We start from the raw sequence: 25,814 nt of genomic DNA on the forward strand, positions 1-25,814 counted from the left end.
GGAAATTTATCCCTCTTATTCGTAATAATAATAAAGAAGGAGCCGTGGTTGGGCTCCTTCTTGTATTCAGATCCAGTTTAACCCTTTACACTTCCTACGACTAGTCCATGTACAAAATACCTTTGCAGGAACGGATAAATCGCTAAAATCGGTATGATCGATAAAAAGATTTGGGAGGCTTGCGTCGTACGATCAGAGATCTGATTCAACAACGCCGCCTGCTCAAAGGTAATATTCTCCGTCTGGATCGACACCTGCTGAAGTATGGATTGTAAATAAGTTGCGAGCGGATAGTGCTCTGGACTTCTCATATAGATCATCCCATCGAACCATGCATTCCAGTGTCCTACCAAAGCGAATAACGTAATGGTTGCAATACTTGGCATGGATACCGGAAGATATACACTCCATAATGTGCGCAGGTGTCCAGCTCCATCCATCCACGAGGCTTCTTCCAGCTCTTTCGGCAAGCCTCTGAAGAAATTGAGCATCAGCAGAACATTAAAGATCGGCACAGCCCCCGGTATTATAAGTGACCAGATGCTATCTAGCAAACCCATTTCTTTTACAATTAAATAACCAGGAATCAATCCGCCGCTAAATAGCATCGTGAAGACAAAAATCCAGGCATACACAGTCCGTGAACGGAACGACGTCGCCTCTTTAGAGAGCGGATAAGCTACTAGAATAGTGAACAGCAAGTTAACGGATACGCCAAGCACAACCCTGAGCAAGCTAGTTCCGAAAGACTGAATGAACTGATTATTCTGAAGGATATATTTATAGGAAGAAAGCGTGAAATCTACCGGCCAAAAGGTCACCCTTCCGGCATTTACAGCTGCACTTGAACTGAAGGAAATCGCCAGAATGTTCACGATAGGAAAAAGACAGAGTACCGCGAGCAATGTAAGAAATACGTAATTACAGCGGAGAAACCAACGGTAAGCTGTTGAAGTATGATGCATTTAGTCCACTCCTTTCTCTCTCTAAAAAATCCGATATTTAGCAAAACGATACGCCAGATAATACCCCAGCCCGATAAATACGAAGGAAACTACGGATTTAATTAATCCAAGTGCTGTGGATACGGAGTACTGAGCATCCTGGAGACCAATCCGGTAAATCATCGTATCCAAAATATCGCCTGATTCATAGACTAGCGGATTGTACAGGTTGAACACTTGATCAAAGCCCCCATTCAGGACGTTACCAAGACTAAGTGTCAGCATCAGAATCATGATAGGGCGTATGCCCGGGAGTGTAATATGCCAAGTCTGCTTCCATCTACCCGCACCATCAATAACAGAAGCTTCATACAGTGAGGTATCAATGCTAGTTAAAGCAGCCAAGTATATAATGGTTCCGAATCCAAACTCTTTCCATTGATCTGTGATCACTAGTATGTAAGGGAACCAGCTATTATCAGCTAGAAATTGAATAGGCTGCATGCCTAGTGCTTTCAGGAGCATATTGACGATACCGCTGCTAGGAGACAAAACATCAACGACAATCCCGCCCAATATAACCCATGAGAAGAAGTGCGGCATATAAATAATCGTCTGAATGGAGCGCTTGAAGCCGTTTACACGAACTTCATTAAGGAGCAGAGCTGCTATAACCGGTACGGTCAGCCCAGCGATTATTTTCATGACAGAGATAAAAACAGTGTTCCATACGACTTGTCCAAACCCGGGAAGCTCAAACAAATAACGAAAGTTCTCGAGTCCTGTCCAGTTCATATTCTTAAACCCGGATATAGGGGAAAAATTCTGGAAGGCAATCACAAGGCCTGCCATCGGTATATAACTAAAAATAATGATCACAATCAAAGCAGGTAAAATCATTAGATGAAGCGGAATATTACGTAGGAATTGTTTAGTATTAAAGTGCATATGCTTTCTCCTCCTTGTATCTCAATTATAGAGCACCCCCAAATTGGCTTAATAGTGTAGCGTATTGACTTTGAGTATCTTTTGTTGACCTGATGATTGAAGGAAATGACTACTCTGTACAAAAAAAAGAACTGCCCTTTTGCCATTACCATGACTAAGGACAGTCCTATTCTTGATCAGTTCAACTAGTTTCCTTTGATGATGTCATTTACTTCTTTCGTAATTTGATCTCCACCAAGTTTCTTCCAGTTCGCTACAAACTTATCGAACTCATCGATAGGTAGACTTCCGTAGATGATTTTCACAAAGGTCTCCGCACGGAGCTTATCCAAGGTAGCTGCTTTGCTGTTCATCGTTTTGGTTGGTGCATAAATGAATTCGTTCATCAAGACTAGGTCATTATCGCGATAGTACTTGATAACAGATTGTGAGCTTAGTGGCCCAAAGATGCGCTCCATATGCCATTTATCGAGATCTCCGCCACGGTAGCTTTGAATATCATCATAGAATAATTTGGCTTCAAGCCCCATATTCGAGGTATCCCCTGATTCAAGGGCCTTCTCTACCTCATCCTGTGCCTTCACATTTTTGTTCGGTGGCAGGTTGGCTACAACCGCATTTTGGAAGCCCAGACCTGTGTCACCATTCAAATACTTAGCCCGTTCCGTTGCAGCGGATTCTCCAAACATTTTCTCCGCTTGGAAGTTAAGCAGCTTGATCAATGCTTCAGGATGTTCATAACCTTTACGGACTGCGAATACACCGCCAATGGTAAGATGATTTTGGGTTTTGGCAGGCTGGTCATCAATAGATTGTACTGGATACGGTACCCAGTTTACATTAGGGTCCTTTTTGATCATATCTTTTACCTGAAACGGTGCCCATTGAGGCAAGAATAATATCCCCGATTTACCGGCATTGACATCCTCCATCGCCTTGGCAAAGTCTTTCACACCAAACTCAGGATCGATAACTCCCTCTTTATACAATCTTTGCAGCTCTGCAAGTCCGGTCTTTACCTCTGGTTGAATCGTACCATTTACAACCTCGCCAGCATCATTTTTGATCCAAGTTTCTAAATACGCGTGGTATCCGAGCAGAAATGCATTAATCGGCAAATCCTTATTGAGCGAAATCCCGTAAGTATCCTGTTTCCCATTGCCATCAGGATCTTTGAATGTAAAGTCTTCTGCTATCTTAATAATATCCTGCATGGATTTAGGATCCTGCAGACCCAGCTTGTCCATCCAGTCTTTTCTAATCCAGACCATATCCGAGGAGTCCAGAGAGCCTGGGAAGCTTACCATTGCCATCAGTTTTCCGTCTTTTGTGACCGGCTTAAGTCCAGCTCCGTCTTCTTCAGCATAATATTCTTTTACAAGATCCGTAGCGTATTTATCAAACACCTCGGTTAAATCCTGTATCATGCCTGCCTCATACAGCTGCTCAAATTGGACCATGGAGACCTTCAACAAATCAGGCAAGTCACCGCTTGCCAAGGTAACGTTCATTTTATCGTTATAATTGGCATCAGACACAATCCAGTCGTAGGACACTTTAATCCCCAGTTCTTCCTCATAACCTCTCGTCCATATGTTATTGGAATGCGTATCTCCCTGAGCCAATGTCTCTTTACCTGTTTCATTCATCGTGGAACGAAGCTTGATCGGTGGATCATATTTGGTTAAAGGACCACCCTCCGCCTCAACCTTCGCACCGGTGTTTCCTTGGGCGGAGCTAGTATTGTTTCCACTATTATTACTGGAGCAACCACTAAAAACTAATGATAGAACAATGGCAGATGCCATTAAAGGCAATCCTTTTATCTTTCTTGTCATCTATTGAGCCTCCCTTGTTTTCTATATCCTAATTGTAAGAAGAAAGCGTTAACACAGCGAGTGTGAACCGTTTACATTCGGTATCTTTTCTTTACCTATTCAAGTACACCTAACTAAGCTCCGCTTTAAGCCACTCCGATAATCATAATACTGTGAGTTTGTGAGTGTCTATGTATTGGTAACTAATGCCATTAAAAAAAGGGGTTAGATCCAATATGGATCTAACCCTAACTAGTACCTGATATTAGCCGATGAAAGCAAAGTATTGAAGCGTTTAACTGTATTTTGTACATCTATTATTCTTCAAATCACTCTGCCAATGGATATAGTTGTATTTCGTACATTTATTTTTTTGATTTTCTCCTCTAGAGGTGGATTCTCCACTTTTTAGTTGCACAGAATGCAGTTATCTCGCTTACTCCAGCAAGATTCGGCGTTAAAGGAGAGGGTTACCGAAAGCTACGTTCTATCAAGTAGCATGTCCTCAGCCAGCCACCTCAAACTAAAAAAACCAGGGAGCGATTCTCCAATAATCGGAGAATTGCTCCCTGGCCAGTCTTTTTAACACTTATTGACCTATAATCTGATCGGTCTTTCCCTGCAACTCCACCAGCTTCATAATCACCGTAGCCGCCAGCGCTTTCGATACCGTCTGTTGCGGATTAAACTTGCCGTTGTCATCCTTTAAGATTCCCAATTTCACAACAAGAGCCACTGCACCCTTTTTGTTAATAGATGAACTATCGCTAAATTGACTTACAGTCACATCTTTATCAAGATAGGTTGTGAGTTTGTTGTATTTCAAAAAATTAGCCAGCAGAACAGCAAGCTGTTCCCGGGTTAATTTACTATCAATTTGGAGGCTTTCATCCTTATTGATCCACTTACGATCTGCCGCATAAGTAACAGCATCATAATATGAATTTTCAGGCTTCACGCCAGCCACAGTTTTTCGTTCATTATTATTATAATAATTGCTGAAATTCGGATTAGAAGCCTTAACAAGATAGGTTATCCAATCACCAACAGTTATTTCTTGATCCGGGTTCACTTTACCATCGGCATCCGGAGTAAGCACATGATACTTTACTAATTCTGACAATGGCTGTTCTGCTGCGTGGCCTTTGATATCCGTCGCAGATATTTGAGTATCTTGCTGACCGAGATAATCATAAACCGCAGTCCATTTTCCAGTGGCTGCATCTAAAACCTGATACAATCCGTTAGATTCATCAAAGGTTGTATCATATACCAGCTTCACCTTTGGCGCGACATAACTGCTATAAGTATTGTATCCGCCAACCTGAGTGTATCTTAGCTTAGTCTGATATTTGGGTTTATAACTTTCGAGTGCTTCCTTCTTGGATATTTTAGCATCTGGCGATAATGTGATCTCATCGATACCGCTTATCCGATTCCCCATGTAAGAAATCAGTCTGCCGTAAAGATCCAAGCTTACCGTAATATTGCTGTCACTCACAGGAATCCCTTGATGATATCTAATAAACTGGTATCTGAATGCAGATCCGTCTGAAGTCACGCTTGAATTAGCTCCATATTCAACAAGCTTTAGCTTCTCGCTCGCCTGAGGATATAGGCTATTAATTATACTAAGCGCTTTAGACTTAGCTTCAGCCTCACTAAGCTTCTTCCCTCCAACAGGAGCCGGCTCTTCTTTTTTATCCTGAGTAACACCATAGGTTTGAACTTGGTACTGCAATATTTCACCGGTCTTTGCATCTATTTCAGCAGAGGATTGTTCTGGAAAACCAGCACCAATGAAACGTTCATTTCCATTACCACCCCAGTATAACTGCCAGATCTTCCGATTCGTATCCTGATAGTCATTTCTCAAGCTTTGAGAAATCAATTTACGATCTGCTGGAATGTAAGCTACCTTCTTTACAAGCTGTTCCGCTTCTTTTGCAGAAAGCTCTGTAGTAGAGCTTCTTGCTTGAAAGACATCCTTACTCTTGGCTATATCTGAATACACGACTGGAGTGGATACGGATTCTTTTCCTTCATAATCTATTCTCTTGCCGGTCAATGCATCGATAGGATATAGAGATTGATCCACCGGACGCCAGCCTAGAATCCAGTTGTTGGGTTTTCCGTTCTTATAAATAGGAATGTAAAAAAGACCTACATCAAGCTGATCCGCAAATTGCTTCTGTGCTTGCTCCAAGGTAATCTTAGGCTGTGCAGACGGATACTCAAGCCCTTGAGAAGACTTAGAGAATTGAATTACATCTCCGTTCCCATCCACAGCTATGTTAATGCTATCCGATCCAGAGGGAAGACCATTCTTCATGATATTGAAGAAATAGCCATATTGAACAGGACCGAATAAAGCGCTCGAAAAATAATTATAACCAACATTCTCATTTAATTGCAGATCACTGCTCTTAACCGATGAAGCTGCCTTAGCCACAAAAGCCTTGGCGATCTCCAGTGCCTGCGTCTGCGATATTTTCGGTGGATAATAGGATTCGTTATTCTCACGTGGATATGAAATATACGTACTGATGATATCTCCATTAATCGCATCTATCTCGCTGCTAAAGCCATATCCCATATTCCCTTCTTGCATTTGCCACTGAATATTCCAGATCATTTGATTTGCTGGAGCGGGGTAGCTTTGGTTAGATCCCAGTTGAACATTGTTTACCGTTGCATTTTTTAGGGATGGGAATAATTCTCTTAGCTTTGCAATCGCTTGCTCCTGCGTGAATTTCACTTTTGTAATATCTGCCTCGGACGTCGTTGTAGTAGTCGGGGCTTGTGCGCTAACCTGGGTTACCACAGTGTTGCTGCTAACAGATGTAGAATCGGCAGCAGCCAAGCTTGGTGGTAACAATAATGCGATTGCCACTGAAGTAATCAATACCGTTTTAGCTGTCTGATGAACAAAGTGCGTGTTATTGCTTTTCAAAAGAATTCATCCTCCTCTAACACGTGATTCATAACATTATACAGATAATTTCTTATATTTTCCATATTTAATTAACGACAGGAAATTACAACATTTATGTAATGTATGCTATATAAGCTATAATGGTAGGCAGCTACAGCTTCAACTCATCTATGAAAGGGGGCCACCCACATCACTGACTGGAACCTTCAGCCGCTTATAGACGGTATTACTGGCCTAGATATTCGCAGTTGTCTAATCGTTCAACATGGAAAACCCATACTGGAGCATTATCGCGAGCCTAAAATTGCAGTAGAGCTTGGCAAAATTAACTCATGCACCAAAAGTGTGCTCGCCGCTCTAGTCAGCATAGCCATAGATAAACAAATCGTTCCACCACCGGATACCCCTATTTCACTCTTTTTCCCTTTATTAAAAGAGGATCAGGACCCCCGAAAAAGAGAGATCACGATCGGTCACTTATTAACAATGACAGCTGGCTTTAACTGGACGGAGTTTGGGGGGCAGAATTCTTTTCCGACCATGACCAAAACCGCAGACTGGATAAAGTTTGTGCTCGCGCAGCCGCTTGCGCATACGCCTGGAACCGTGATGACTTATAACTCCGGATGCTCTCAGCTCTTATCCTCGATTCTGCGGGATTGTTCTGGACAAGACGTGGCTGCCTTTGCCGAAGATCAGCTGTTTCAGCCGCTTGGCATCGAAAGCTATCGCTGGGATAGTGATCCGCAAGGCATACATACTGGTGGTTTTGGCCTTTATCTGAAGCCAGAGGATATGCAGAAATTCGGTCTCCTTTATTTGCAAGAGGGGCGCTGGAAGGCTCAGCAGCTTATTCTTTCAGACACGGTTCAGAAGTCCACTCACCCATATGTTGAAGCCACACTTCCACAGAAGGGCTTCTACGGCTGGCACTGGTGGGTATCCTCATTCAATGCAGGCACAGAGCAGCAGCCGAATGAGATCCCTTATTATTTTGCGCTTGGTTTCATGGGTCAGCACATTATTGTGGTTCCAGCCTACGAGCTGGTTGCAGTCATCACTGCGGATAAATATAAGAAACGCTCACCTGCAAATGTCTTCGGCCGATTTATTGTACCTGCTCTTCTTGGGCGATAGGGACAGGGGATTATATGCAGCTTTATGTGTGGATACCACCTATAGAGCTGCAGCAGCCCTAGACGGATAAAGTCTTAGGCTGTCTCTGTTTTCTTTGAACTAATTTCGTTCTTAACTAAATAGATTATATTTCATGGATATAAAACAAAAAGGAAGCCGATCACATGGACCGGCTTCCTTCTTCTTATGATTCAGCTGCGATGTAAAGCTGCTCAAGTCGTTACTTTGGCATATACACCAAAGAACAACATCATCTCTCCGATGATCAGGTAATTAGGTATAAGGAAGAGCAAATCTACTGCGAAAAACACTCCAAGTAAACCTAATAATAACACTAAATGGAACATCCCTAATCTTTGCTGTGAACGTCTATATTTATGGAAGACCAACGAAGTAGAGAAGAAGTAGAGCAACACCGACCCAAAAATAAAAAACACCATAAATATATAATCCAGTTGTTCCAGAAATAACAGTTGGATCGAAGCAGCAATCATACTCAAGGAGATATAAATAAACAAATGTCCATAAATTATGGTCTGCCCGGCAGTCTCTATACTCTTGTCCACTTTCTTCTCAACATTATCAAAATATTGCCACCACATCGCAATAATTAATAAGAAAGTTAATAATGCAAATAAAATAGATTGCCAGGTCCAGTGGCTGGACTGCAGCACTGCAAGTATACTGACCACTGATTCACCAAGCAGAATGAGCGTGAACAATGAGAAGCGCTCTAATAAATGATGAGTGTTTATAGGGCTTTTCACCAAGTATTTCCGCCCGATTAAGGGGAGCAAGATGTCTACAGTAATTCCTGCATACAGCACTGCATAACGAACCCAAGAATCGAAGAAAAGTGATAAAGAAGAGATTACTATACCAATCCAAAATCGACTTCCCAAATACCAGGCAGTGCTCTTTCTATCGTCCTCTTCATTTTTATGTACCGTAAGATATTGAATGGCTGTCATGGCTCTTAAACCAACATAACCTACTAAGAATGGTACATAATGTTGATCAAAATCAACCGATAAGCTAGCTGTCATGATTAATACAAAGAATAATTGTAGAATCAGAAATATTCGGTGTGAAAAAATGTCTTGTCCAAACCTGTTAACAAAAACCGATTGCCCCACCCAAGCCCACCAGATCGGAACAAAGATTAAGATAAACTTGGATAAGTATTCAAGTGGAATTGTACCCGTCTCTACATGCAATAAGACATGACTCGCTTTTGAAACTGCAGCTACAAACAGTAGATCATAAAACAGTTCCAGCCAGGTCACTTTCTTCTCAGCCATTGATGTTGATCTGTGTTCAGTTCCCGATGTGCTATTATTCATCGTTTTGCTCCCTTGGTTTGGATGTGTTGGATCCCTGACACAGCTAATTCCGCCACTTCATAAACTTGTAATCCAGAAAATCAACAAGCAAGAAGAGGACAAACCCCACCAAGCTGAACAGCATAATTCCCGCATACATTTCCGGATAATCCAGTCTTAACCAAGCATCCATGATGAAAAAGCCCATACCATGCTCGGTACCATAAATCTCCGTGAAAAAGAGGACAGATATCGCCGTTCCAAGCGAAATACGAATCGTACTCAGAATGACTGACAGTGCACCCGGCAGTGTCACATGCCAGAATTTCTGCACTGTACTTGCCCCTATACTCGTTAAGACATCATAGGTATTCTCAGGAATAGCCTTCACACCATCCCTAACCGAAATGATAATCTGGAACAAGAGAATCAGCATAATCATTAAAATTTTAGATGTTTCACCAAGCCCGAAGAATAACATCACAACCGGAAGCAGAGCAATTTTTGGAACAGGATAGGTTAAGTAGACCACAGGGTCCAGCAGCTTATTCCAAGTCAGCGAACGTCCCATCAGAAGACCAATGAGCAGCCCAATGATTAACGCAAGCACTACACCTGCAAAAATTCTGAACAAGCTATACCCCACATTCAAAGCAATATCCTGTGCACCCAATTGAAACATAGCGTTATACACTGCGAATGGACTAGGCAAAATCGAATGATTCATAAGCAAATAGGCAATATACCAAACCACATTCATACAAAAGAACACAAACACCAGTCTTATTATGTGATGAATCCGACTTTTTCTCACCATATCTCCTGCATTACCTTTCTGATTCGCTTAGTCTGCTCAAAGAAATCTACACTGTCCCGCTTATCCTCATGCTTCATATGAAACACCAATTGATTATCGATTATTTCCGGCATTTCTTCTTTGTTAGATGGCATGACAATAATTTTCTGTCCCAGCAGAATAGCTTCTTCCACATCATGGGTAACAAATAGGGTAGTCGCGGGATGCGTCAACCAGTTATCCAAAAAGAGAAGCTGCAGCGTTTCCCGCGTAATCGCATCCAGTGCGGAGAATGGCTCGTCCAGCAGCAAAATGGTGGGCAAAATAGCGAATGCTCTAGCGATTGCCACTCTTTGCTGCTGTCCCCCACTGAGAGATAGAGGATAACGATCAGCTAAATCAGAGATTCCCATTGATGAAAGCCACTGATTAATCTGGTTCTCCCGTTCTTGCTTGGTTGTGCTCGCAGTATGCGAGATTTTCATTGCGATTTGAATATTATCATGTACAGTCTTCCATGGGAGAAGCCCATAGTTTTGTGGTACCAGACCGATCAGAGTTTCTTTATCATGCACGGATTTTTCATTAAAAAGTATTTGCCCCATATAGCTCGGCAGCAAACCTGCGATCGCCCGTAGTAACGTGGATTTCCCGCTGCCAGAGGGTCCGATGATCGTGTAAATCCCATGCTCTGGCAAAGATAAATCCATCTGTCCTAAGGCCAGTTGACCCGTCTTGTACTCTACTTTAAGACCCTTAATGACGAGTCCCTTATTTTTTGAATTGGACATCAGAAATCACATCTTCAGCCGAGATATTTTTGCTAAGCAAACCTTTTTCCCGTGCCCATGCAAATGCAGCTTCTACTTCTTTCACATCCACTTGATTGGCAGGAACATAATCAGGCACCTTAATCTCATCTTTCAACGTTTCTGGATAACCAACTTCTTTGATCACAAGATCGATATATTCGGATTGATCATGAGATTTCATATACGCTACAGCCTCGTCATAAGCAGCATACATATTGCGAATCGCATCTGCCTTAGCATCAATAGCAGTTTGTGGGAAAGCCAATACAAATGGATTCACTCCCGCGGTATGCGTGGAGCTAAGCACGCGCAAGCCTGAGGTTTTACCCATAGTTACAAATGGTTCAGGCAAAATAGCTGCATCCGCCTTATTGTTCTTAAGCAATTCTAAACGGGTAGGGATTTGCGGAACCTCAGTTACCGTAATATCGTCTTCTGTCAAACCCGCTTGTTTCAGCATCATCGCCACCGTATATTGTGTGGAAGTATTTTTGGACAAAATCACGGTTTTGCCTTTCAGATCCTTCACATCTTGGATGGCGTCATTCCCAGTCAATAAATCGAATTCACCAAAAGTTGTACTAGTGATCTTCACATCCAGCCCAGCTTCATTGTAGATAGAAATTGCAACTAGATCAGCGCTGATCCCCTCTAGCTTACCAGCTTGAAAAGCGACATCACGATCTTTTGCACTCTTGAACGTTTGAATGTCTAGGTTCACTCCATGTTTCTTATCAAAGCCTTGCTCATGAGCAATCACAAAAGGAATAGCATCAATCGAAGGCAGTAAGCCAAGCGACAAAGTAACAGGTTCTTTTGAAGCCTCTGCTGCGTTTCCCTCTGTCGATGTTGTATTCGTGTTATTCTTTGAACCACAACCTACTGCAAGTACAGCAATGACAACGACCATCATCGACAACATTAACATCTTTTTTAAAGATTTTTTCTTCATAAAACTCTCCTACCTCCATTAATCTTTCTATAGTAGACATGCCTCTATTCTTTGCAATCTGCAAAAGAGCATGCAAAAAGCCCTTAAGCTGTTCCAGGACGCTTCAGGTATTGTAATTTTACATCAGTCATCACATCTTGTATATTCATAAATTTAAATAGTTATATTTATCACATACTAAGATGCAAAAAATCCGAACCATTCTGCAAGGAATCTCCCCTGCAAATTGCTCCGGATTTTCGCTAACTACACCTCATAGTTCACTACATAATTCTGTAGCTCCGTATTATAGAAACCAATACTATACTCCGTCACCTTGCCCAGCTCATCATAAGAATAACGTGTTCGCTTCAGCAAAGGACACTTCTTTTCCAATAGTAGGATCTCTTCTACCTCAGGCGGAGGGACAGCAACAGAAAATTCATCACGTAGCCTCTCAAGGGAAACACTCCGCTCTTCAAGCAGCTCATACAAGGACTGAGCATTCAAATCAAGTAGATCCAAATCATCCATACCATTTACTAAATAATGCGTGTAATGAACGTATGGAATATCATTGAGAGTGTATATGCGTTCCAAGCGTAAACAATGTTCGCCGAATAAACGGTAAGGTTCACTTCCGACCTCATTAAATACTCGCTCCGCCTTCAGCCATTGCTTCCGAATTTGGTGCCCTTCATCCACCAGAATTTCCGTGAACTTTTTCCATTTGGACAGCTTGGAGGATGAGGTATTACGGATCACCTTCGTCCCCTTGCCGCTCCCTTTCTCCAGAAATCCTTCTTGGACAAGCTCCTGAATGGCACCGCGTACTGTGATCTTGCTGACATTGAATTCCTGCTCTAGCTGAGGTTCGGAAGGAATATTTAATCCTATAGGATAGACTCCGTGTAGAATCCGATCCTTTATAATATTTGCGATTTGCAAATATAAGGGCTTATCTTTTCGGGACAAACTCAAGAGGTTCACTACCTTTCTACATCGCCTACGGATAGAGTCATAGCTCGAAGGACATCCGCTTCTGAAGCCATGGGAGTGTCGCCCTCGACAGTATGAGCTAGCATACTAGCGGCAGCGGCAAACCGTACGGTCTGCTCAGGTGTAAATCCTGTTAGCTCGCCATGCACAATTCCGCTCGTATAGGCATCTCCAGCCCCTATTCTATCATAGACGAGAAATCTCAGCGTATCCGAAAAGAAGAAGCTCTGATTCTTATAAAGAAAACCACGCAGTGAATGTGAGTTGTCACCATGAATACTGCGATGGGTGCCAGCGATCACCGAGATATCGTACTGCTTCGCAACTACCGGAATAAGTTCGAGCAATTGCTCTTCACGTTCAGCTTGTGCAGTACTCATCCCTAAGATATGGATCGCGTCCTTCTCATTCATCATTACGATATCGGCCAGCTGCAGCATCTCCTCGTAATGCGGCTTCGCTAGTGAATATCCTTCCGCTCCCCACAAGGACGGACGATAGTTGCAATCAAAGATCACTGTTCCACCCTGCTGCTTGACCGCTCTAGCTAAAGATTTCATGTGATGACGCACACTTTCGTTCATAGCCAGCGTAATGCCGCAGAAATGGATCACATCGAGACTTCGCGCAATCTCTTCATAATGATATGTTTCCTCAGGAGCCGTGTTGAAGCTGCTCTCCAGACGATTGCTGTAAGTCACCTTGCTTGGACGTGCACCAAATCCATTCTCCAAGAAGTACAAGCCTAGATATTCTCCTCCTCGCATAACGAAGTTTGAAGAAATCCCCAGCTTACGCAAATGCGCCGCAGCGGCTTCCCCCAAAGAAGTATTCGGCAAACGGGAAACCAAAGCACCTTCATGCCCGAAGCGTGCCAGTGCAGAGCTGACATTAACCCCGGTGCCAGAGAATGAATAGTTTAAGCTGTTTCCTTGTGATAGCAGCTGAACTCCCGGCACCTGCAGACGCATCATCACTTCTCCGAATGCCCCGATTCGTTTAGGCATATTTATCTGTCAGCCTTTTCATAATTCCAAGCAAATCACGCACATCCTGGATCCGGGTCTGGCCCGATTCTTTATCGATAATGGATGAGTAGACATGCGGAATCACATGTGGCACCCCTGCTTCAAGCGCAATTTCCAATATTGCCTCGAAATTGTCCATATCAATCCCACCGGTAGGTTCGAGTGCAAACCCTGCCTCAGCACAGGCCTTAGCGACAGAGCGGTATTCCTCTTCACGGCTTAAACCCTCCATCGGGAAATACTTCAGTGCATTACCACCCATATCCCGAACTAGCGCAATTGCTGATGCTATAGGTACAATCGCCGCTTCACTCTGCGCAGCGCTGAAAGGTCCTGTAGAGATATTCACATAACCAGCGTGACCGGAAGGGGCGATCATGCTGTTGATCCAGCTGTCTTTCCCGCCAAGATTAGCGCGCGTAGCTCCAACCACCGGGAACACCTGGTTAATATGACTCCCCGGATAATGCTTAGCAATCTCGGCAACAATTGCCGCTTGGCGATTATCTCCTGCACCTAAGCCAATCGATACCGCATCTTCAATCTCTTGACCATACTGCTTCATGGCTGTTACGGCTTCTTCTGCTGTCTTATAATCCTTAGAGAGCACACCGACCAGCACATATCCTTCCGCCGCTTCATAAATCGCTTTAGCATTAGCGATATCTTTTGCGAGTACATTTAATGCGGTGCGGCCCTTATAAAAACGTTGTGAAATCGTCGTCATCTTATTGTCCCCCTATTAATTTACGAATACTGTCTACAATCACGAGCAGATCATCCCCCAGAAGCGGCCGTGGGTCAATATCGAAATATCCCTGCTTCACTCCATAGTCGCGGGTATAGATCGCAACCTCGCCTTGCTGCAACCCCTCTACCAATTCCTTCGCCGTAATACCGGCCTGCTGTGGATCCACCTGAACTCGGCCGCGATAGATGGCACGTCCCGCCTCATCCTGCACAATGGTTACACGAATACCAGGAAGATCATTCAGCACCATCAGTGCCTGCAAAGACGCTTGCTCGATGTCACTTCTGTCTTCCTTCACCATGTATTCCTCCAAAGCTTGCAGCAGACCAAAGGTTGTTTCTTTACCCACTTTCATACTGCGTCCTATTCCATACAATTGGACCTTAACCCATTCCACATAACTACGTTTACCGGCAATGATTCCGGAAGTAGGCCCTTCAATGGCCTTGGACCCACTATAAATCGCCAGGTCAGAGCATTTCACATATTTACAGAGGTCTTCTTCCGCTGCAGCATCAACGATTAGCGGCACCCCTTTACGCTTGGCGATCTCCCATGCTTCTTCAACAGACAACATATTTTTCTGCACCGCATGGTGGGACTTCACATACAGAATAGCAGCAGTCTGCTCACCAATAGCGTCCTCTATATGTTCAGCCCGGCCTTCATTCGCATAGCCTACCTCAATTAGTTTACCTCCACCTAGATAGACCATCGTTTCCACCGGAGCTCCGTACTGTACATTATGACCCTTTAGAATGATGATTTCATTGCGCGGAATGACCTCTTGGTGCAGACGTTCACTGCGGCGGCGGTTACCTTGGGTCACTAGCGCCGCAACGGACAACGCAATACCACTGGAGGCTGAGTTGACGATAATCGCTGCTTCAGCACCGAGAATACGCGCCGTGTAATCTCCGGCTTTATCTACCAAATCCGCTATTTCTACGTAATTCTGTCCACCTTGCTTCATCGCATTCATCACAGTATCAGTAGGAGCCGACACCCCCAGAATGCTCATTCGACCGCTAGCATTAATTACGCGTTTAAGCCCGTATTTCGCATTTAATGAATTCCCCACCTATAACCACTCCTTTTGCGTGAATTACTTTATCCGCCACTCTTTCTTCCCCTTCAGAATCAATAAGCACAGTAGGTTCATGCTGCAAGGTGAACAGGGTCAGGTTAGCAGGATCACCTACCTGTATTCGGCCTAGCTCCGGTCTGCCCAGCCATTCTGCCGCATTTGAAGTAACCGCTGCCATAATCTCATCCAGAGCATAGCCCAAACATAGAAACTTGGAAAGTACATTAGACATGCTAAAAACAGGTCCCTTCATCCGGTTCACTCGATAGATATCCGTGCTAATCGTATTCAGTCCTATGCCGTTACGTTTAGCAGCCTCAGCTACCTTAAAAGAGAAACTTGCTGTTCCATGCCCCACATCTAGATGAACTCCTCGTTCGATAGCCTCAGTCAGTACCTGAAGCGGCTGACCGTCTGCAGCAAACAAATTATTCTCTTTTCCGTTGAGATAATGGGTAACAATATCTTTTTGCTGCAAAAGAGGCATAACCTCTCTGATATCTGGCGGTGCTGAACCGATATGTACCATTAACGGCAGCCCTGTCTCCAATGATAGGCTTCGTGCAATATGCAGCGGCTCAATTCCGCTAGGCCCGACAACGCTCTTGCTGATCCTAGCCTTTAATCCTACGATCATCTTCCCGTAAGTTCGGACAGACTCCAAAACCTTCTCCTTATCAATCCATTCCAAGTTGGATAACTCATCAATTCTTAGTAGTCCAATCCGCGAGATATTCAAGAACGCCAGCACATTCGTCTTAGCTAGAGATGCGTCCTGAACCAGATCACCTATCCGATCCGCCCCACAGCTACCGGCATCTACTAGAGTTGTCACCCCTTGCCGGACACCGATCTCATCAATCTCATCGCCATACGGATCAAATTCGCGAAAAGCATGCACATGCATATCAATCCAACCACTGGATACGTATGCACCTGAGCCTTCCCACATCTGCCCCCCACGACCCTCATCTGCCGGAGTGATCTCAGCGATTCTTCCATTCTCGATTACAATGTCGATCTCTTCTCCGCTAACTCGTTTCACCTGACGGAGCACGTATCTTTCATCCATTGTTCTCACCTTTTTCCATATAACATTATAATGTTTAAAATACCACGAATAGTACAGGAAGTAAATATAACGTTATAATGTTTATGAATAAAAATAGACGGGACTGTCACAAAATTAGAGCAGCCTACTTATGTGAAGAATTCTTTTTGAGAGTAATTAGGGAAAATCTCCCTAATTATAGCCGATGATTGCTTTAAATGAATAGAATTAGGGAATTCCTCCCTAAAAATCGGGGTAATATCTATATTCACCATCGAATTAGTTAAACTAGAGGGAGATTTTCCCTAATTATTAGTCATATAAGCAAAAATCGCAGAATTTCAGGGAGATTTCCCCTAATTATCTATCAGTTTGGCCATCTCTTGCCCACAATCTACTGAGGCAAGCTGCAAATGACCGAAAACGCAGAGCAGCGATCCTCCAATAAAAAGGAGAATCGCTGCTTTCTTAATCTATGAATTTAATAACCCTACATGTATCTTAATAACAGCCTTCTTAATCTTCATACCCGGTTGACCCATCCCAGGTCTGTGTACATCATGCGGGAAAAAGACAGCGAACATCCCCGGCTTCAAACTCAACAAAATTTCTTCAGTTGACGGAGGATAAAGCGCATAATCTGCTTCGGCATCGTAAGGCTTAGTAGCCTCGATCCCCTCTTGCAGGGGGGACCAACCGATCGTTTCTTCACCTTCGATCAGATAATGCACATCAATGTAAGCCTCATGCTTTTCAGCAACCTGTTCCTCTAGCGACTTCGCCTCTAGCGCCATAATCGAAACATAGATCTCGTTCCCGCGGATCTCGATTCGCCCGAGATCAGGTTCGTGTTGTAAGATGACTTTCAATTCCTCAATAGCCTCTACAATGACTGAATTCTCATATCTGCTATGCTCTTCCCAAGACGACAATGAACCTAAGATCATAATGTCTCATTCTCCCCACATCTCAATTATCTTACAGAGGTTGTTCAAAAAGTCCGCTTTTGATCACGGAGTAGCCCAAGAAGCTTACTCGACATCGAATATTGAATTCAGGTGAATCTTCCGGTGCTCACGTAGCTTCCACTTCCACTACGCTCCGCTCCTCAGTTTCTACCTTCATCCAATCTTCTTGGTGCTGAAAACCATACTTTTTGAACTCGCACTTATAGGAGCTTTTCACTAACTGCCGCAGCAGTTGTTTCTTTATTGATAATAGACTGCTCGCTAGTCTTTTTGAAATATTCCACATATAAAATATCCAGCAGATAAAGCTGTGAGATCTTAGCAGATAATGAACCGCCCTGCAGAGGACCCTCATTAGCACCACATAGTAAGGTTAGATCCGAATACGATGTTAAAGGTGACTTTTCAAATCTCGTAATGGACACCACTTTAGCGCCTCGTTCCTTCGCCTTTCTTGCGACCTCAATACTATCCTTCGTTGAGCCGGAATAAGAAATGATTACAGCGACGTCTCGCTCAGACATTAGCGCTGCTGACATCATCTGAAGATGTGAGTCCATTAAACATTCTGTTTTGTTTGTAATGCGCATAAATTTAATTTTGGCTTCCATTGCCGTGATTAGAGAAGAGCCAACGCCGAAGAATAATACACGATCCGCGTTAATCATATAATCAATGGCTTCATTGATCTTCTTTATATCAATTAAATTATAGGTCTCGTTCAGTGCACTTACATTTGTGGTCAGCACTTTGGAAGCCACTGCTTCAGTCGTGTCGTCCATTAGAATTTGATCCGTAAGCTGCGGGATCTCATTCTCCACAGTAATACTATGAGCTAGTGCAATCTTGAACTCTTGGTACCCTTTATAACTTAAAGATTTGCAAAATCGAAAGATACTTGATTCCCCTACATCGCACGCATCTGCAAGATCAGTAATGGACATATAGACAACACTTCTCGTGTTCTCCAGGACGTAGTCCGCTACCTTCTTCTCCGTATTCGTCAAATTATTGTACTTGGAATGAATAGAAGTAAAAATACTGATTGTTCGCAAATAAGCCCCTCCTTTACAATGGTTTAATATGCGAATAAAGAGGAAGCTCCTAGCAAGCCTGCCTTATTCCCAAGTGAGGCCTTAACAATTCTTACACCTGCAAAACTCTCCATAATTAAAGACTTTGTCCGTTCTTCTACCCTTTGAACTAAATCTTCTTGCTCCATAACACCGCCCCCAATGATTATAGCGGATGGATTAAAAATATGAATAATAGAGGCTAAGCCCGTAGACACCTCAGTTATCCAAGAATCCAAGATCTGTTTCAGAGCTTCGTCCCCTTTGTGTATTTTATCAAAAAGAACCTTCCCGTCTACACATTCGGGATCTGCCTGCTGAGCCATCTTTACTAAAGCGGTGGTTGAAGCATACTTTTCATAAAAGGGCAGTCCCTCCACCGCATCTGACAATGGATGTGTAAGGATATGGCCAAATTCGGCTGCCACTCCATCTGCTCCTTTATAGATTTGGCGGTTCATTACAATTGCACCGCCGATGCCCGTGCCAAACGTCAAGCATAAGAAATTGTTAAAGTTCTGGGCAGCACCATAATGAGCTTCACCTAATGCTGCTGAATTCACATCGTTCTCTACCATAACAGGTTTATGAAAATGATTTGTTACAATTTCCTTAATCTTCATCCCTGTATATCTAGGTATATTTTCGTTAGCATAGACAATAAATCCTTCTTCAGCATTGACTTGACCAGCCGTGCTTATAGCGATGGCATCAAAATCATCATATTCTGCAATTTTCACAAGCAATCTTGCGACTACATGCGGACCGCCCAAATCACTTTCTGTTGCATACTCTTTAAAATTATCAACATTCCCATGCTCATCGCAAATACACATTTTGGTATTGGTACCGCCAATATCTACGGCTACAATTCTCATTCCCATCTACCCTCTCTGGCATTCTACTGAATAGCGCTCACAAACCTTTTTGTAATCTCCATCGGTCTTGTAATCGCTGAGCCAACTACCGCTGAATAGACCCCTAAATCAAACATCGTCTTCAGTTCCTCGGGCGTGGAAACGCCACCTTCAGCTATCACAGGCACAGAGAAGTTGCTTACGATCTGTTTGACTAGCTCGAAGTCTGGGAGTGAACGGTCTTTAGTGTATGCTGTATATCCGCTTAAGGTCGTTCCCACAAGATCAAATCCCAGCTCGACAGCTTTAGCCGCTTCTTCAAATGTAGAGCAGTCTGCCATAAACAGCTGATCTTTGTAGGTCTCTCTTATGTTAGGAAATAGTTCTGAAATGGTAGATCCATCTGGTCTAATTCGGTCCGTCGCATCCATAGCAATGATATCTACGCCTTCGCGGTAAAGCTCATCTACTTCCTTCAGGGTTGGTGTTATAAATACTTCTGAGCCTTCATATACCCTCTTGATGATCCCGATGATGGGTAGATTCACTGTTTTCTTGATTTCTTGAATATCAGCTACGCTATTAGCCCGGATGCCGGAGGCACCGCCCAAGTATGCTGCATATGCCATTCTCCCCATAATAAACGGACTATGCAGCGGTTCTTCGGGTAAGGCTTGACTAGAGACGACTAGTTTATGTTTTATCTTTTTAAGTACATTATTTTCAGTATTCATCAGTAACCCACTCCACTTTTTTATTTATTCTTTAACTGCTCCTGCAGTAATCCCATTGGTGAAGAACCGTTGGAATAACATGAACACTAGCAACATCGGAATTGCAGCAATGGTGGCTCCGGCCATTTTATATGCGAAATTAGGATTCAAATCCTGCATTAAGGTCGCAGTACCAACCATTAATGTTTTCATTTTGTTCTCTTGGCCTATAACCAGCTGCCACAAGTAATCATTCCAGACTTGCACGAAATTCAGAATAAATAAGGCTCCAATACCAGGTTTAATAATTGGCACCATGATGCGAGTAAAGATTCTCCATTCATTTGCACCATCTATTCTCCCAGCTTCTCTTAAAGCGTTAGGCGTTAAATCGAAGAATCCTTTTAACAGGAACACTCCAAATGCACCCGCGACGTTCGGCCAAATCATACCGTTATAGGAATTCACCATTCCAAATTGCTGTGTAATCCGGAATAAAGGCACAATCATAATTTCTTTTGGGATCATCAAGCTCGATATGAAGATAATGAAGATGATATCTTTACCTTTAAAATTGATCTTTGAGAAAGCATAAGCAGCCATAGCGCCTACAATAATAACGATAATCGTAGATACACCTGAGACATAAATACTATTAAACGTCCATCTCAAAGCCGGTTGGTTCTGAAACACATCTACATAGTTGGAGAATGTAATCGATTTAGGCCACCAGTCTGGAGGCATCTTCACAACATCTGAACTGTTCTTGAGCGAGCTTGTGAATAACCAATACAATGGAAAAAGATTAAGGAGCGCGAAGAGGACAATGATCACATTCGATATCACATCAAACTTCTCTCTCTTCTTCTTGTTTCTAATTTTCGACATGTTGTATTCCCCCTCACTTCACCTTAATCATGCTTCGCAGCTGAGGCACAGATAATAATAATGTAATCACGAACATGATAACGCCTACCGCAGAAGCTACACCGAGTTGATTGTACTTAAATGCATTATTGTAAAGGTAGTACATCAAGGTTACCGATGAGTTGTTCGGTCCGCCGCCGGTTAATAGCTGGATGACTACAAATATTTTTAGAACAGCAATAATATTGATAATCGTAATATAGGTCGTTGTAGGTCCTACAGAAGGAATGAGGATCTTCGTAATCACTTGCCATCTGCTTGCACCGTCGATTTCTGCTGCTTCAAAAAGCTCTTTAGATACACCAATCATTGAAGCTATATACAGAATAATGGCTTGGCCTACGTTCGTTGCGAAGGTTACAAAGATAACCACTGGCAAAACCGTCTTTGGATTTCCTAGAAGATTGATCGTCCCAAAACCCATATCTTTATAGATAAAAGAAATAAGTCCGTTAGCAGGATTCAGCAGGAAGCTCCACACCATACTCATAACAACCATGGATACCATGACCGGAATATAATAGCTTCCTCTTATAAAGGAGACGTACTTAGCGTTCTTATCAAATACAGCCGAGGCAACGAATAGTGCAAAGCCCACGGTAAGTAGAACGATAAAGACTACGAATATAATCGTATTAAAGGTAGCTTTAAAGAATACCGGATCATTAAACAATGTTGTGTAGTTAGCCAGACCCACAAACTTCTCACTATCATAATTAATTTGGTATAAACTCAGGCGCATCCCTTCTAAGATCGGATAGACAAGAAAGGCTAAGAATACTATCATCTGAGGTAAAATAAACAGATAACCTGTAATATTCTCTTTTAGGTAATTACTACGTAGTTTCATATCGTTTACCTTTCTAATTAACAGCCCTTGGAGCCTCTTCAGACTCTAAAGGCTGTTAATCGTTTATTGTTTACCTGTTCTTAGATTATTGGAAAATGACAGAGCTAGCTTTATTCGTATCAATCACTTTATTACCATTGGTCTGATAATCTTGTACAAACTGTTCTGGTGTCTTTGCTCCCATGTAAAGCGCCTGCAGATCAGGGTACAAAACTTCTCTTAATTGGCTATATCCTGGAACGTTACCCGTGAAGTTGAACAAATATTTTGAATTGGCATCATAAGCAGCAAAGAGTGGATTCTCCGACTTCAGTTCTTCGGCCACCGAGCTTCTCACAGGGATACCATTCTTAGAGGATTTAACTAATTCAGGATCACTTGAAAAGAACTTCACGAAATCTTTAGCGACTTCAGTCTTCTTCGCATCTTTGGACTTAAATACACTAGCGCCCACTACATAAGTAAAGGATAGAGGATCTCCGCTTTCAGACGGAATATTAGCAAGACGCATATCAAACTTAGGAGAAGTGCCGGATTCCATATTTGCTTTTGAACCATTGAACAAGATTGGATTGGTGAAACTGATCGCTAGCTGCTGATTCTGGAACATGGCATTGGCGTCATTGGAGGATACAGATTCTGCACCTGGATTTGTATATCCACCGTCATATAGTTTTTTCAACCATGTAGCAGCTTTAACACCATTCGCATCATTCAGAATAATGTTTCCTTGATCGTCAAAGAACTTATTGCCGAACATTCTTAAGTATGCAAGGTTCCAAGTATCTCCTTGGTTATTCACAGCGTACAGTGCCATTGGATAAGCATTAGAATATTTATCCTTCGGAAGATCATTTTTCAGACCGTCCAAGATTTGTTGATATTCATCCAAGTTCCAAGTCTTAATTTCGGACTCTCCACCGATGAACTTTTCTAAACCAGCCGCTTTAAACATGTCTGCGTTATAGACCAAAGTACCTGGATTATGTTGGAATGGATAGAAGTACACATCTTTTCCGAACGTTACTGCATCCCAGTAATTTTGTGCGATATCACTTTTTGCGTTATCATCGATGATGTCTGTCAAAGGCTCCAACGCCCCACGGTGAACATAATCGCCCATAGGGAATACGCTTTCAAAGAAGACATTCGGCGGCGTACCTCCGCTCAAGTTAACATTGAGGAGTTGGTCGCGCTGATCCCCGGCAATGACTTCGACTTGAATGTCAGCATCATATTTGTCGTATTGCGCTTTGAACTTCTCAGCAGCGGCTTTAAGGAAACTATCATAGTCAGCACCGCTTTCGGTTGCATCCACAACACCCTTCCACTGAGGGGTCAGCCATATTTTAATTGCCACTTTTTCCTTGCCTGATGTAGAAGCATTATCGGATTTATTAGAGCTTGCTGCATTGTTACCAGAACATCCTGAAATTAGTGAAATAATTACCATTAATGCAACCATTGTCGAGAGTAAACGTTTCTTCTTCATTAATAATCCTCCCTAAAAGTTTTGTTAGTATTATTTTTTCTGAATCGCTTCGTGTTTTATAAGCCAGTCCAGAAACAAATCCTAATCTAAAATCCGTTTGACATGATTTTGCACCAGATCAGCCATGTTTCGATGTCCTTGTATATCAAGATGCATGTAGTCAATTTCATTCATCGATACATATTCTCTGGAATCCATAAAGTGGATATCTGTGCCCTTAAGCAACGCTGCAAGATGCTGCGATAGCTCCATAGATTTCTCGCTACAATTACTTCCCATCGGCTTACCAATGGGAGTATGGATATACTCTGCCCCAATAGGGGGAGGAGCGATCACAAGCACTTCTGGAGCTTTTCCCGCGTGTCCTGCCCCGCTCCCTTTAGCTTTAAGAGCAAGTCTAACGATACCTTGAGCGATGTTATATGAAGTGAGTGCAAATCTTTCTTTCGTATCATTCGTTCCAAGCATGATCACAACCAAGTCAAGCGGTGCATGTGACATGAGGCATGGATAGAGGTAAGAAATTCCGGCTAACCCTTCAAATAACGGATCCTCACTGACACTGGTTCTACCGGGAAGCCCTTCTTCTATGACACGATAAGAGTTGCCCAGTTCTGTATCCAGAAGTCCTGTCCAACGGATTTCATCCGTAAACCTTTGGTCAGTCTCTGCGTCGTAGCCCCAAGTATTGGAATCGCCAAAGCATACGATCGTTCTCTTCATTGCATTAACCACAATATTTTTCGATCGCTTGATCAATCAATTTTATAATGTCTGCGATTGGACCAGCATCTTCAGCGGCTATCCCTTCAAGTGGTGCTCTTACACTACCAACGTTTACGCCTCTTAATCTCAGAACCTCTTTAATTTCCGCATACATAGAACCCTTGAGGGAACAAAGCGCGATGATGATATCGTTGATATCACTTTGAAGTTGTCCTGCTTCTTCAAACTTGCCGGCAAGAACAAATTTATTAGCTTGCAAGAACAGCTCCGGCATAACAGCATAAGTGCCACCAATACCTGCATCAGCTCCCATAATTCTTCCCGCAACATATTGTTCATCCGGTCCATTAAATACCACTACATCTTTTCCACCCACTCTTTTGAAGCGTTCAATATCCATAGGTGGCATAGAAGAATTCTTAACACCGATAACCTTTTTATTAGCAAGCAGTTTCTCGAATAAAGCTGGGGTTAGTGTATATCCCGTAGTCTGAGGGATGTTGTAAATGATGAACGGTAGAGGAGTTGCCTCCATAATATCGCTCCAATATTTAGTTACTGCGCTATCTGGTAATTTAAAATATATAGGGGGGATTGCGGATAGTGCATCATATCCTAAGCTCGCCGCATGTTTTGCTAATTCGATACTATCTCTTGTAGAAGGCGCACCTACATGAGCGATCAGCGTCATTTTACCTTTCAAGTTGTTAGCTACGTAGCTAAGTACCGCTTTGCGTTCGTCCAGACTCTGGTAGATACATTCTCCAGAACTGCCTCCCACATAAACACCTTGAACACCTTTTTCAAATAAATAATCACATAAGGCATGCGTACGGGATTCCGAAATATTCCCTTGATCGTCATAGCAAGCATAGAAGGCAGGTATAATTCCGTGGAACTTGGTTAGTGTCATTGTTTATTAATCCCCCTTAAGATGTGAGCGGTTTCTGTTCTACATATTCAAGATATCACTTAAATTTAATTCTGTAAATTATTTTCTCTATTTTTTATAAAATAAAATTTATTTCCACCAGAAAAGGTTCATTAATAGAAAAACATTTTCTTTTAAGTGAATTTTCTCAAAAATAAGATCTTATTCCCTATATATAAATAGATTATCGCACTATATATGCGGCCCTAGTTATTATCAGAGTATCACTATCTACCGCTTAAAAGTCAGTTCTCCCATTTGGTGCTTATTGGATAATAAGTATAGCTTTTATGGATAATGTTCTATTTATTTGATCCCGCCAAAAATGTCCTTATCCGGGAGACACTTCTCTTTCAACGGCACACAAAACCTAATTAACACACAATGTTCACTAATAAAACTGTGTTTTTACGGTGGACATATCTTTAAAAAACTAATATCTATGTTATAATGAAAGCGTAATCAAAACAATATAAAATATATTGTTTCTTCGCCAAAGGAGGCTGGAGGAAATGCTAGCAGGTCTTAAGGAACTTAAAAATTGGGTAACGGAAAATTGGAATCCAACGATGAATTCAGGTAATGAGGATTATCAAAAAATGGAATATTCCGTGCAACGTCATTTGCACACTCCAAGATCCCCAAAACCACTTACCTATGAAGAAGAAGCTCGTATCAAGACAGTTAAATTCCATTAATCTCACTACATTTAGATACAG

24 protein-coding genes are annotated in these 25,814 nt (G+C 42.6%); 2 read left to right on the top strand and 22 right to left on the bottom strand.

Annotation, left to right across the window (positions count from 1 at the left end; translation table 11 throughout):
- Window positions 1-77: 77 nt before the first annotated feature.
- The 4 genes from ACDZ28_RS01795 to ACDZ28_RS01810 all read right to left on the bottom strand — a co-directional run bounded on the left by ACDZ28_RS01795 (window position 78) and on the right by ACDZ28_RS01810 (window position 6,662).
- Window positions 78-965: a carbohydrate ABC transporter permease gene (locus ACDZ28_RS01795; RefSeq protein ID WP_375103891.1), complete on the bottom strand. Its 888-nt coding sequence runs from the start codon at window positions 963-965 to the stop codon at window positions 78-80.
- A gap of 21 nt (window positions 966-986) precedes the next feature.
- Window positions 987-1,892 (bottom strand): sugar ABC transporter permease, encoded by a 906-nt coding sequence (locus ACDZ28_RS01800; protein ID WP_076120793.1) that lies wholly within the window; start codon window positions 1,890-1,892, stop codon window positions 987-989.
- A gap of 185 nt (window positions 1,893-2,077) precedes the next feature.
- The gene (locus ACDZ28_RS01805; protein WP_375103892.1) at window positions 2,078-3,730 is read right to left on the bottom strand and encodes an extracellular solute-binding protein; all 1,653 of its coding nucleotides are present in this window, start codon (window positions 3,728-3,730) and stop codon (window positions 2,078-2,080) included.
- 568 nt (window positions 3,731-4,298) lie between these two features.
- A complete protein-coding gene (locus ACDZ28_RS01810; RefSeq protein ID WP_339287895.1) occupies window positions 4,299-6,662 on the bottom strand; it encodes a YcdB/YcdC domain-containing protein in 2,364 nt (787 codons plus the stop codon).
- A gap of 171 nt (window positions 6,663-6,833) precedes the next feature.
- Between ACDZ28_RS01810 and ACDZ28_RS01815 the strand changes: the two genes are divergently transcribed.
- A complete protein-coding gene (locus tag ACDZ28_RS01815; protein WP_042130728.1) occupies window positions 6,834-7,781 on the top strand; it encodes a serine hydrolase in 948 nt (315 codons plus the stop codon).
- Window positions 7,782-7,993: 212 nt separating this feature from the next.
- Here ACDZ28_RS01815 and ACDZ28_RS01820 read toward each other — a convergent pair whose 3' ends face one another.
- The 18 genes from ACDZ28_RS01820 to ACDZ28_RS01905 form a co-directional block, all read right to left on the bottom strand.
- Window positions 7,994-9,082, bottom strand: a complete 1,089-nt coding sequence (locus tag ACDZ28_RS01820; protein WP_042132430.1) for a low temperature requirement protein A — start codon at window positions 9,080-9,082, stop codon at window positions 7,994-7,996.
- Between the two features lie 85 nt (window positions 9,083-9,167).
- A complete protein-coding gene (locus tag ACDZ28_RS01825; protein ID WP_339287896.1) occupies window positions 9,168-9,863 on the bottom strand; it encodes an ABC transporter permease in 696 nt (231 codons plus the stop codon).
- Between the two features lie 50 nt (window positions 9,864-9,913).
- Window positions 9,914-10,690, bottom strand: a complete 777-nt coding sequence (locus ACDZ28_RS01830; RefSeq protein WP_339287897.1) for an ABC transporter ATP-binding protein — start codon at window positions 10,688-10,690, stop codon at window positions 9,914-9,916.
- The gene (locus ACDZ28_RS01835) at window positions 10,671-11,663 is read right to left on the bottom strand and encodes an ABC transporter substrate-binding protein (RefSeq protein WP_076120796.1); all 993 of its coding nucleotides are present in this window, start codon (window positions 11,661-11,663) and stop codon (window positions 10,671-10,673) included. Before ACDZ28_RS01835 ends, ACDZ28_RS01830 begins: the two co-directional genes overlap by 20 nt.
- Window positions 11,664-11,909: 246 nt before the next feature.
- A complete protein-coding gene (locus tag ACDZ28_RS01840) occupies window positions 11,910-12,623 on the bottom strand; it encodes a GntR family transcriptional regulator (RefSeq protein WP_375103893.1) in 714 nt (237 codons plus the stop codon).
- A gap of 8 nt (window positions 12,624-12,631) precedes the next feature.
- Window positions 12,632-13,648, bottom strand: a complete 1,017-nt coding sequence (locus ACDZ28_RS01845) for a sugar kinase (protein WP_375103894.1) — start codon at window positions 13,646-13,648, stop codon at window positions 12,632-12,634.
- On the bottom strand, window positions 13,641-14,396 hold the full coding sequence (locus tag ACDZ28_RS01850; RefSeq protein WP_375103895.1) for a KDGP aldolase family protein: 756 nt from the start codon (window positions 14,394-14,396) through the stop codon (window positions 13,641-13,643). The genes ACDZ28_RS01845 and ACDZ28_RS01850 overlap by 8 nt, the downstream gene beginning before the upstream one ends.
- A 1-nt stretch (window position 14,397) precedes the next feature.
- Window positions 14,398-15,501 carry a DgaE family pyridoxal phosphate-dependent ammonia lyase gene (locus ACDZ28_RS01855; RefSeq protein ID WP_375103896.1) on the bottom strand — a complete coding sequence of 368 codons (1,104 nt, stop codon included), beginning with the start codon at window positions 15,499-15,501 and terminating at the stop codon, window positions 14,398-14,400.
- Entirely contained in the window at window positions 15,467-16,579 is a 1,113-nt protein-coding gene (locus tag ACDZ28_RS01860) for an amidohydrolase/deacetylase family metallohydrolase (RefSeq protein WP_375103897.1), read from the bottom strand. Before ACDZ28_RS01860 ends, ACDZ28_RS01855 begins: the two co-directional genes overlap by 35 nt.
- A 452-nt stretch (window positions 16,580-17,031) precedes the next feature.
- Complete coding sequence (locus tag ACDZ28_RS01865) at window positions 17,032-17,505, bottom strand: YhcH/YjgK/YiaL family protein (RefSeq protein WP_375103898.1); 474 nt, start codon at window positions 17,503-17,505, stop codon at window positions 17,032-17,034.
- 221 nt (window positions 17,506-17,726) lie between these two features.
- A complete protein-coding gene (locus tag ACDZ28_RS01870; protein ID WP_375103899.1) occupies window positions 17,727-18,581 on the bottom strand; it encodes a MurR/RpiR family transcriptional regulator in 855 nt (284 codons plus the stop codon).
- Window positions 18,582-18,604: 23 nt separating this feature from the next.
- Window positions 18,605-19,477, bottom strand: a complete 873-nt coding sequence (locus ACDZ28_RS01875) for an ROK family protein (RefSeq protein ID WP_375103900.1) — start codon at window positions 19,475-19,477, stop codon at window positions 18,605-18,607.
- A 23-nt stretch (window positions 19,478-19,500) separates the two neighbouring features.
- On the bottom strand, window positions 19,501-20,190 hold the full coding sequence (locus ACDZ28_RS01880; RefSeq protein WP_042130746.1) for an N-acetylmannosamine-6-phosphate 2-epimerase: 690 nt from the start codon (window positions 20,188-20,190) through the stop codon (window positions 19,501-19,503).
- A gap of 24 nt (window positions 20,191-20,214) precedes the next feature.
- Window positions 20,215-21,057, bottom strand: a complete 843-nt coding sequence (locus tag ACDZ28_RS01885; RefSeq protein WP_081390001.1) for a carbohydrate ABC transporter permease — start codon at window positions 21,055-21,057, stop codon at window positions 20,215-20,217.
- 13 nt (window positions 21,058-21,070) lie between these two features.
- Window positions 21,071-21,946: a carbohydrate ABC transporter permease gene (locus ACDZ28_RS01890; RefSeq protein ID WP_076120803.1), complete on the bottom strand. Its 876-nt coding sequence runs from the start codon at window positions 21,944-21,946 to the stop codon at window positions 21,071-21,073.
- 85 nt (window positions 21,947-22,031) lie between these two features.
- The gene (locus tag ACDZ28_RS01895; RefSeq protein ID WP_375103901.1) at window positions 22,032-23,438 is read right to left on the bottom strand and encodes an ABC transporter substrate-binding protein; all 1,407 of its coding nucleotides are present in this window, start codon (window positions 23,436-23,438) and stop codon (window positions 22,032-22,034) included.
- Between the two features lie 81 nt (window positions 23,439-23,519).
- Window positions 23,520-24,161 (bottom strand): SGNH/GDSL hydrolase family protein, encoded by a 642-nt coding sequence (locus tag ACDZ28_RS01900; protein WP_375103902.1) that lies wholly within the window; start codon window positions 24,159-24,161, stop codon window positions 23,520-23,522.
- Window positions 24,162-24,165: 4 nt separating this feature from the next.
- On the bottom strand, window positions 24,166-25,077 hold the full coding sequence (locus tag ACDZ28_RS01905; RefSeq protein ID WP_375103903.1) for a dihydrodipicolinate synthase family protein: 912 nt from the start codon (window positions 25,075-25,077) through the stop codon (window positions 24,166-24,168).
- 530 nt (window positions 25,078-25,607) lie between these two features.
- Here ACDZ28_RS01905 and ACDZ28_RS01910 point away from each other — a divergent pair.
- Entirely contained in the window at window positions 25,608-25,793 is a 186-nt protein-coding gene (locus ACDZ28_RS01910; RefSeq protein WP_042130754.1) for a hypothetical protein, read from the top strand.
- The last annotated feature ends 21 nt before the right edge of the window (window positions 25,794-25,814 follow it).

The sequence above is a fragment of the Paenibacillus sp. RS8 genome, assembly GCF_041956825.1.
In the GTDB taxonomy this organism is placed as follows: domain Bacteria; phylum Bacillota; class Bacilli; order Paenibacillales; family Paenibacillaceae; genus Paenibacillus_AQ.

What these genes read in the sequence shown, in the direction of transcription:
- ACDZ28_RS01795 (WP_375103891.1), bottom strand. Translation starts at nt 965, where the DNA reads ATGCATCATACTTCAACAGCTTACCGTTGGTTTCTCCGCTGTAATTAC.
- ACDZ28_RS01800 (WP_076120793.1), bottom strand. Translation starts at nt 1,892, where the DNA reads ATGCACTTTAATACTAAACAATTCCTACGTAATATTCCGCTTCATCTA.
- ACDZ28_RS01805 (WP_375103892.1), bottom strand. Translation starts at nt 3,730, where the DNA reads ATGACAAGAAAGATAAAAGGATTGCCTTTAATGGCATCTGCCATTGTT.
- ACDZ28_RS01820 (WP_042132430.1), bottom strand. Translation starts at nt 9,082, where the DNA reads ATGGCTGAGAAGAAAGTGACCTGGCTGGAACTGTTTTATGATCTACTG.
- ACDZ28_RS01825 (WP_339287896.1), bottom strand. Translation starts at nt 9,863, where the DNA reads ATGAATGTGGTTTGGTATATTGCCTATTTGCTTATGAATCATTCGATT.
- ACDZ28_RS01830 (WP_339287897.1), bottom strand. Translation starts at nt 10,690, where the DNA reads ATGTCCAATTCAAAAAATAAGGGACTCGTCATTAAGGGTCTTAAAGTA.
- ACDZ28_RS01835 (WP_076120796.1), bottom strand. Translation starts at nt 11,663, where the DNA reads ATGAAGAAAAAATCTTTAAAAAAGATGTTAATGTTGTCGATGATGGTC.
- ACDZ28_RS01845 (WP_375103894.1), bottom strand. Translation starts at nt 13,648, where the DNA reads ATGCCTAAACGAATCGGGGCATTCGGAGAAGTGATGATGCGTCTGCAG.
- ACDZ28_RS01850 (WP_375103895.1), bottom strand. Translation starts at nt 14,396, where the DNA reads ATGACGACGATTTCACAACGTTTTTATAAGGGCCGCACCGCATTAAAT.
- ACDZ28_RS01860 (WP_375103897.1), bottom strand. Translation starts at nt 16,579, where the DNA reads ATGGATGAAAGATACGTGCTCCGTCAGGTGAAACGAGTTAGCGGAGAA.
- ACDZ28_RS01865 (WP_375103898.1), bottom strand. Translation starts at nt 17,505, where the DNA reads ATGATCTTAGGTTCATTGTCGTCTTGGGAAGAGCATAGCAGATATGAG.
- ACDZ28_RS01875 (WP_375103900.1), bottom strand. Translation starts at nt 19,477, where the DNA reads ATGAGAATTGTAGCCGTAGATATTGGCGGTACCAATACCAAAATGTGT.
- ACDZ28_RS01880 (WP_042130746.1), bottom strand. Translation starts at nt 20,190, where the DNA reads ATGAATACTGAAAATAATGTACTTAAAAAGATAAAACATAAACTAGTC.
- ACDZ28_RS01885 (WP_081390001.1), bottom strand. Translation starts at nt 21,057, where the DNA reads ATGTCGAAAATTAGAAACAAGAAGAAGAGAGAGAAGTTTGATGTGATA.
- ACDZ28_RS01890 (WP_076120803.1), bottom strand. Translation starts at nt 21,946, where the DNA reads ATGAAACTACGTAGTAATTACCTAAAAGAGAATATTACAGGTTATCTG.
- ACDZ28_RS01895 (WP_375103901.1), bottom strand. Translation starts at nt 23,438, where the DNA reads ATGAAGAAGAAACGTTTACTCTCGACAATGGTTGCATTAATGGTAATT.
- ACDZ28_RS01900 (WP_375103902.1), bottom strand. Translation starts at nt 24,161, where the DNA reads ATGAAGAGAACGATCGTATGCTTTGGCGATTCCAATACTTGGGGCTAC.
- ACDZ28_RS01905 (WP_375103903.1), bottom strand. Translation starts at nt 25,077, where the DNA reads ATGACACTAACCAAGTTCCACGGAATTATACCTGCCTTCTATGCTTGC.
- ACDZ28_RS01910 (WP_042130754.1), top strand. Translation starts at nt 25,608, where the DNA reads ATGCTAGCAGGTCTTAAGGAACTTAAAAATTGGGTAACGGAAAATTGG.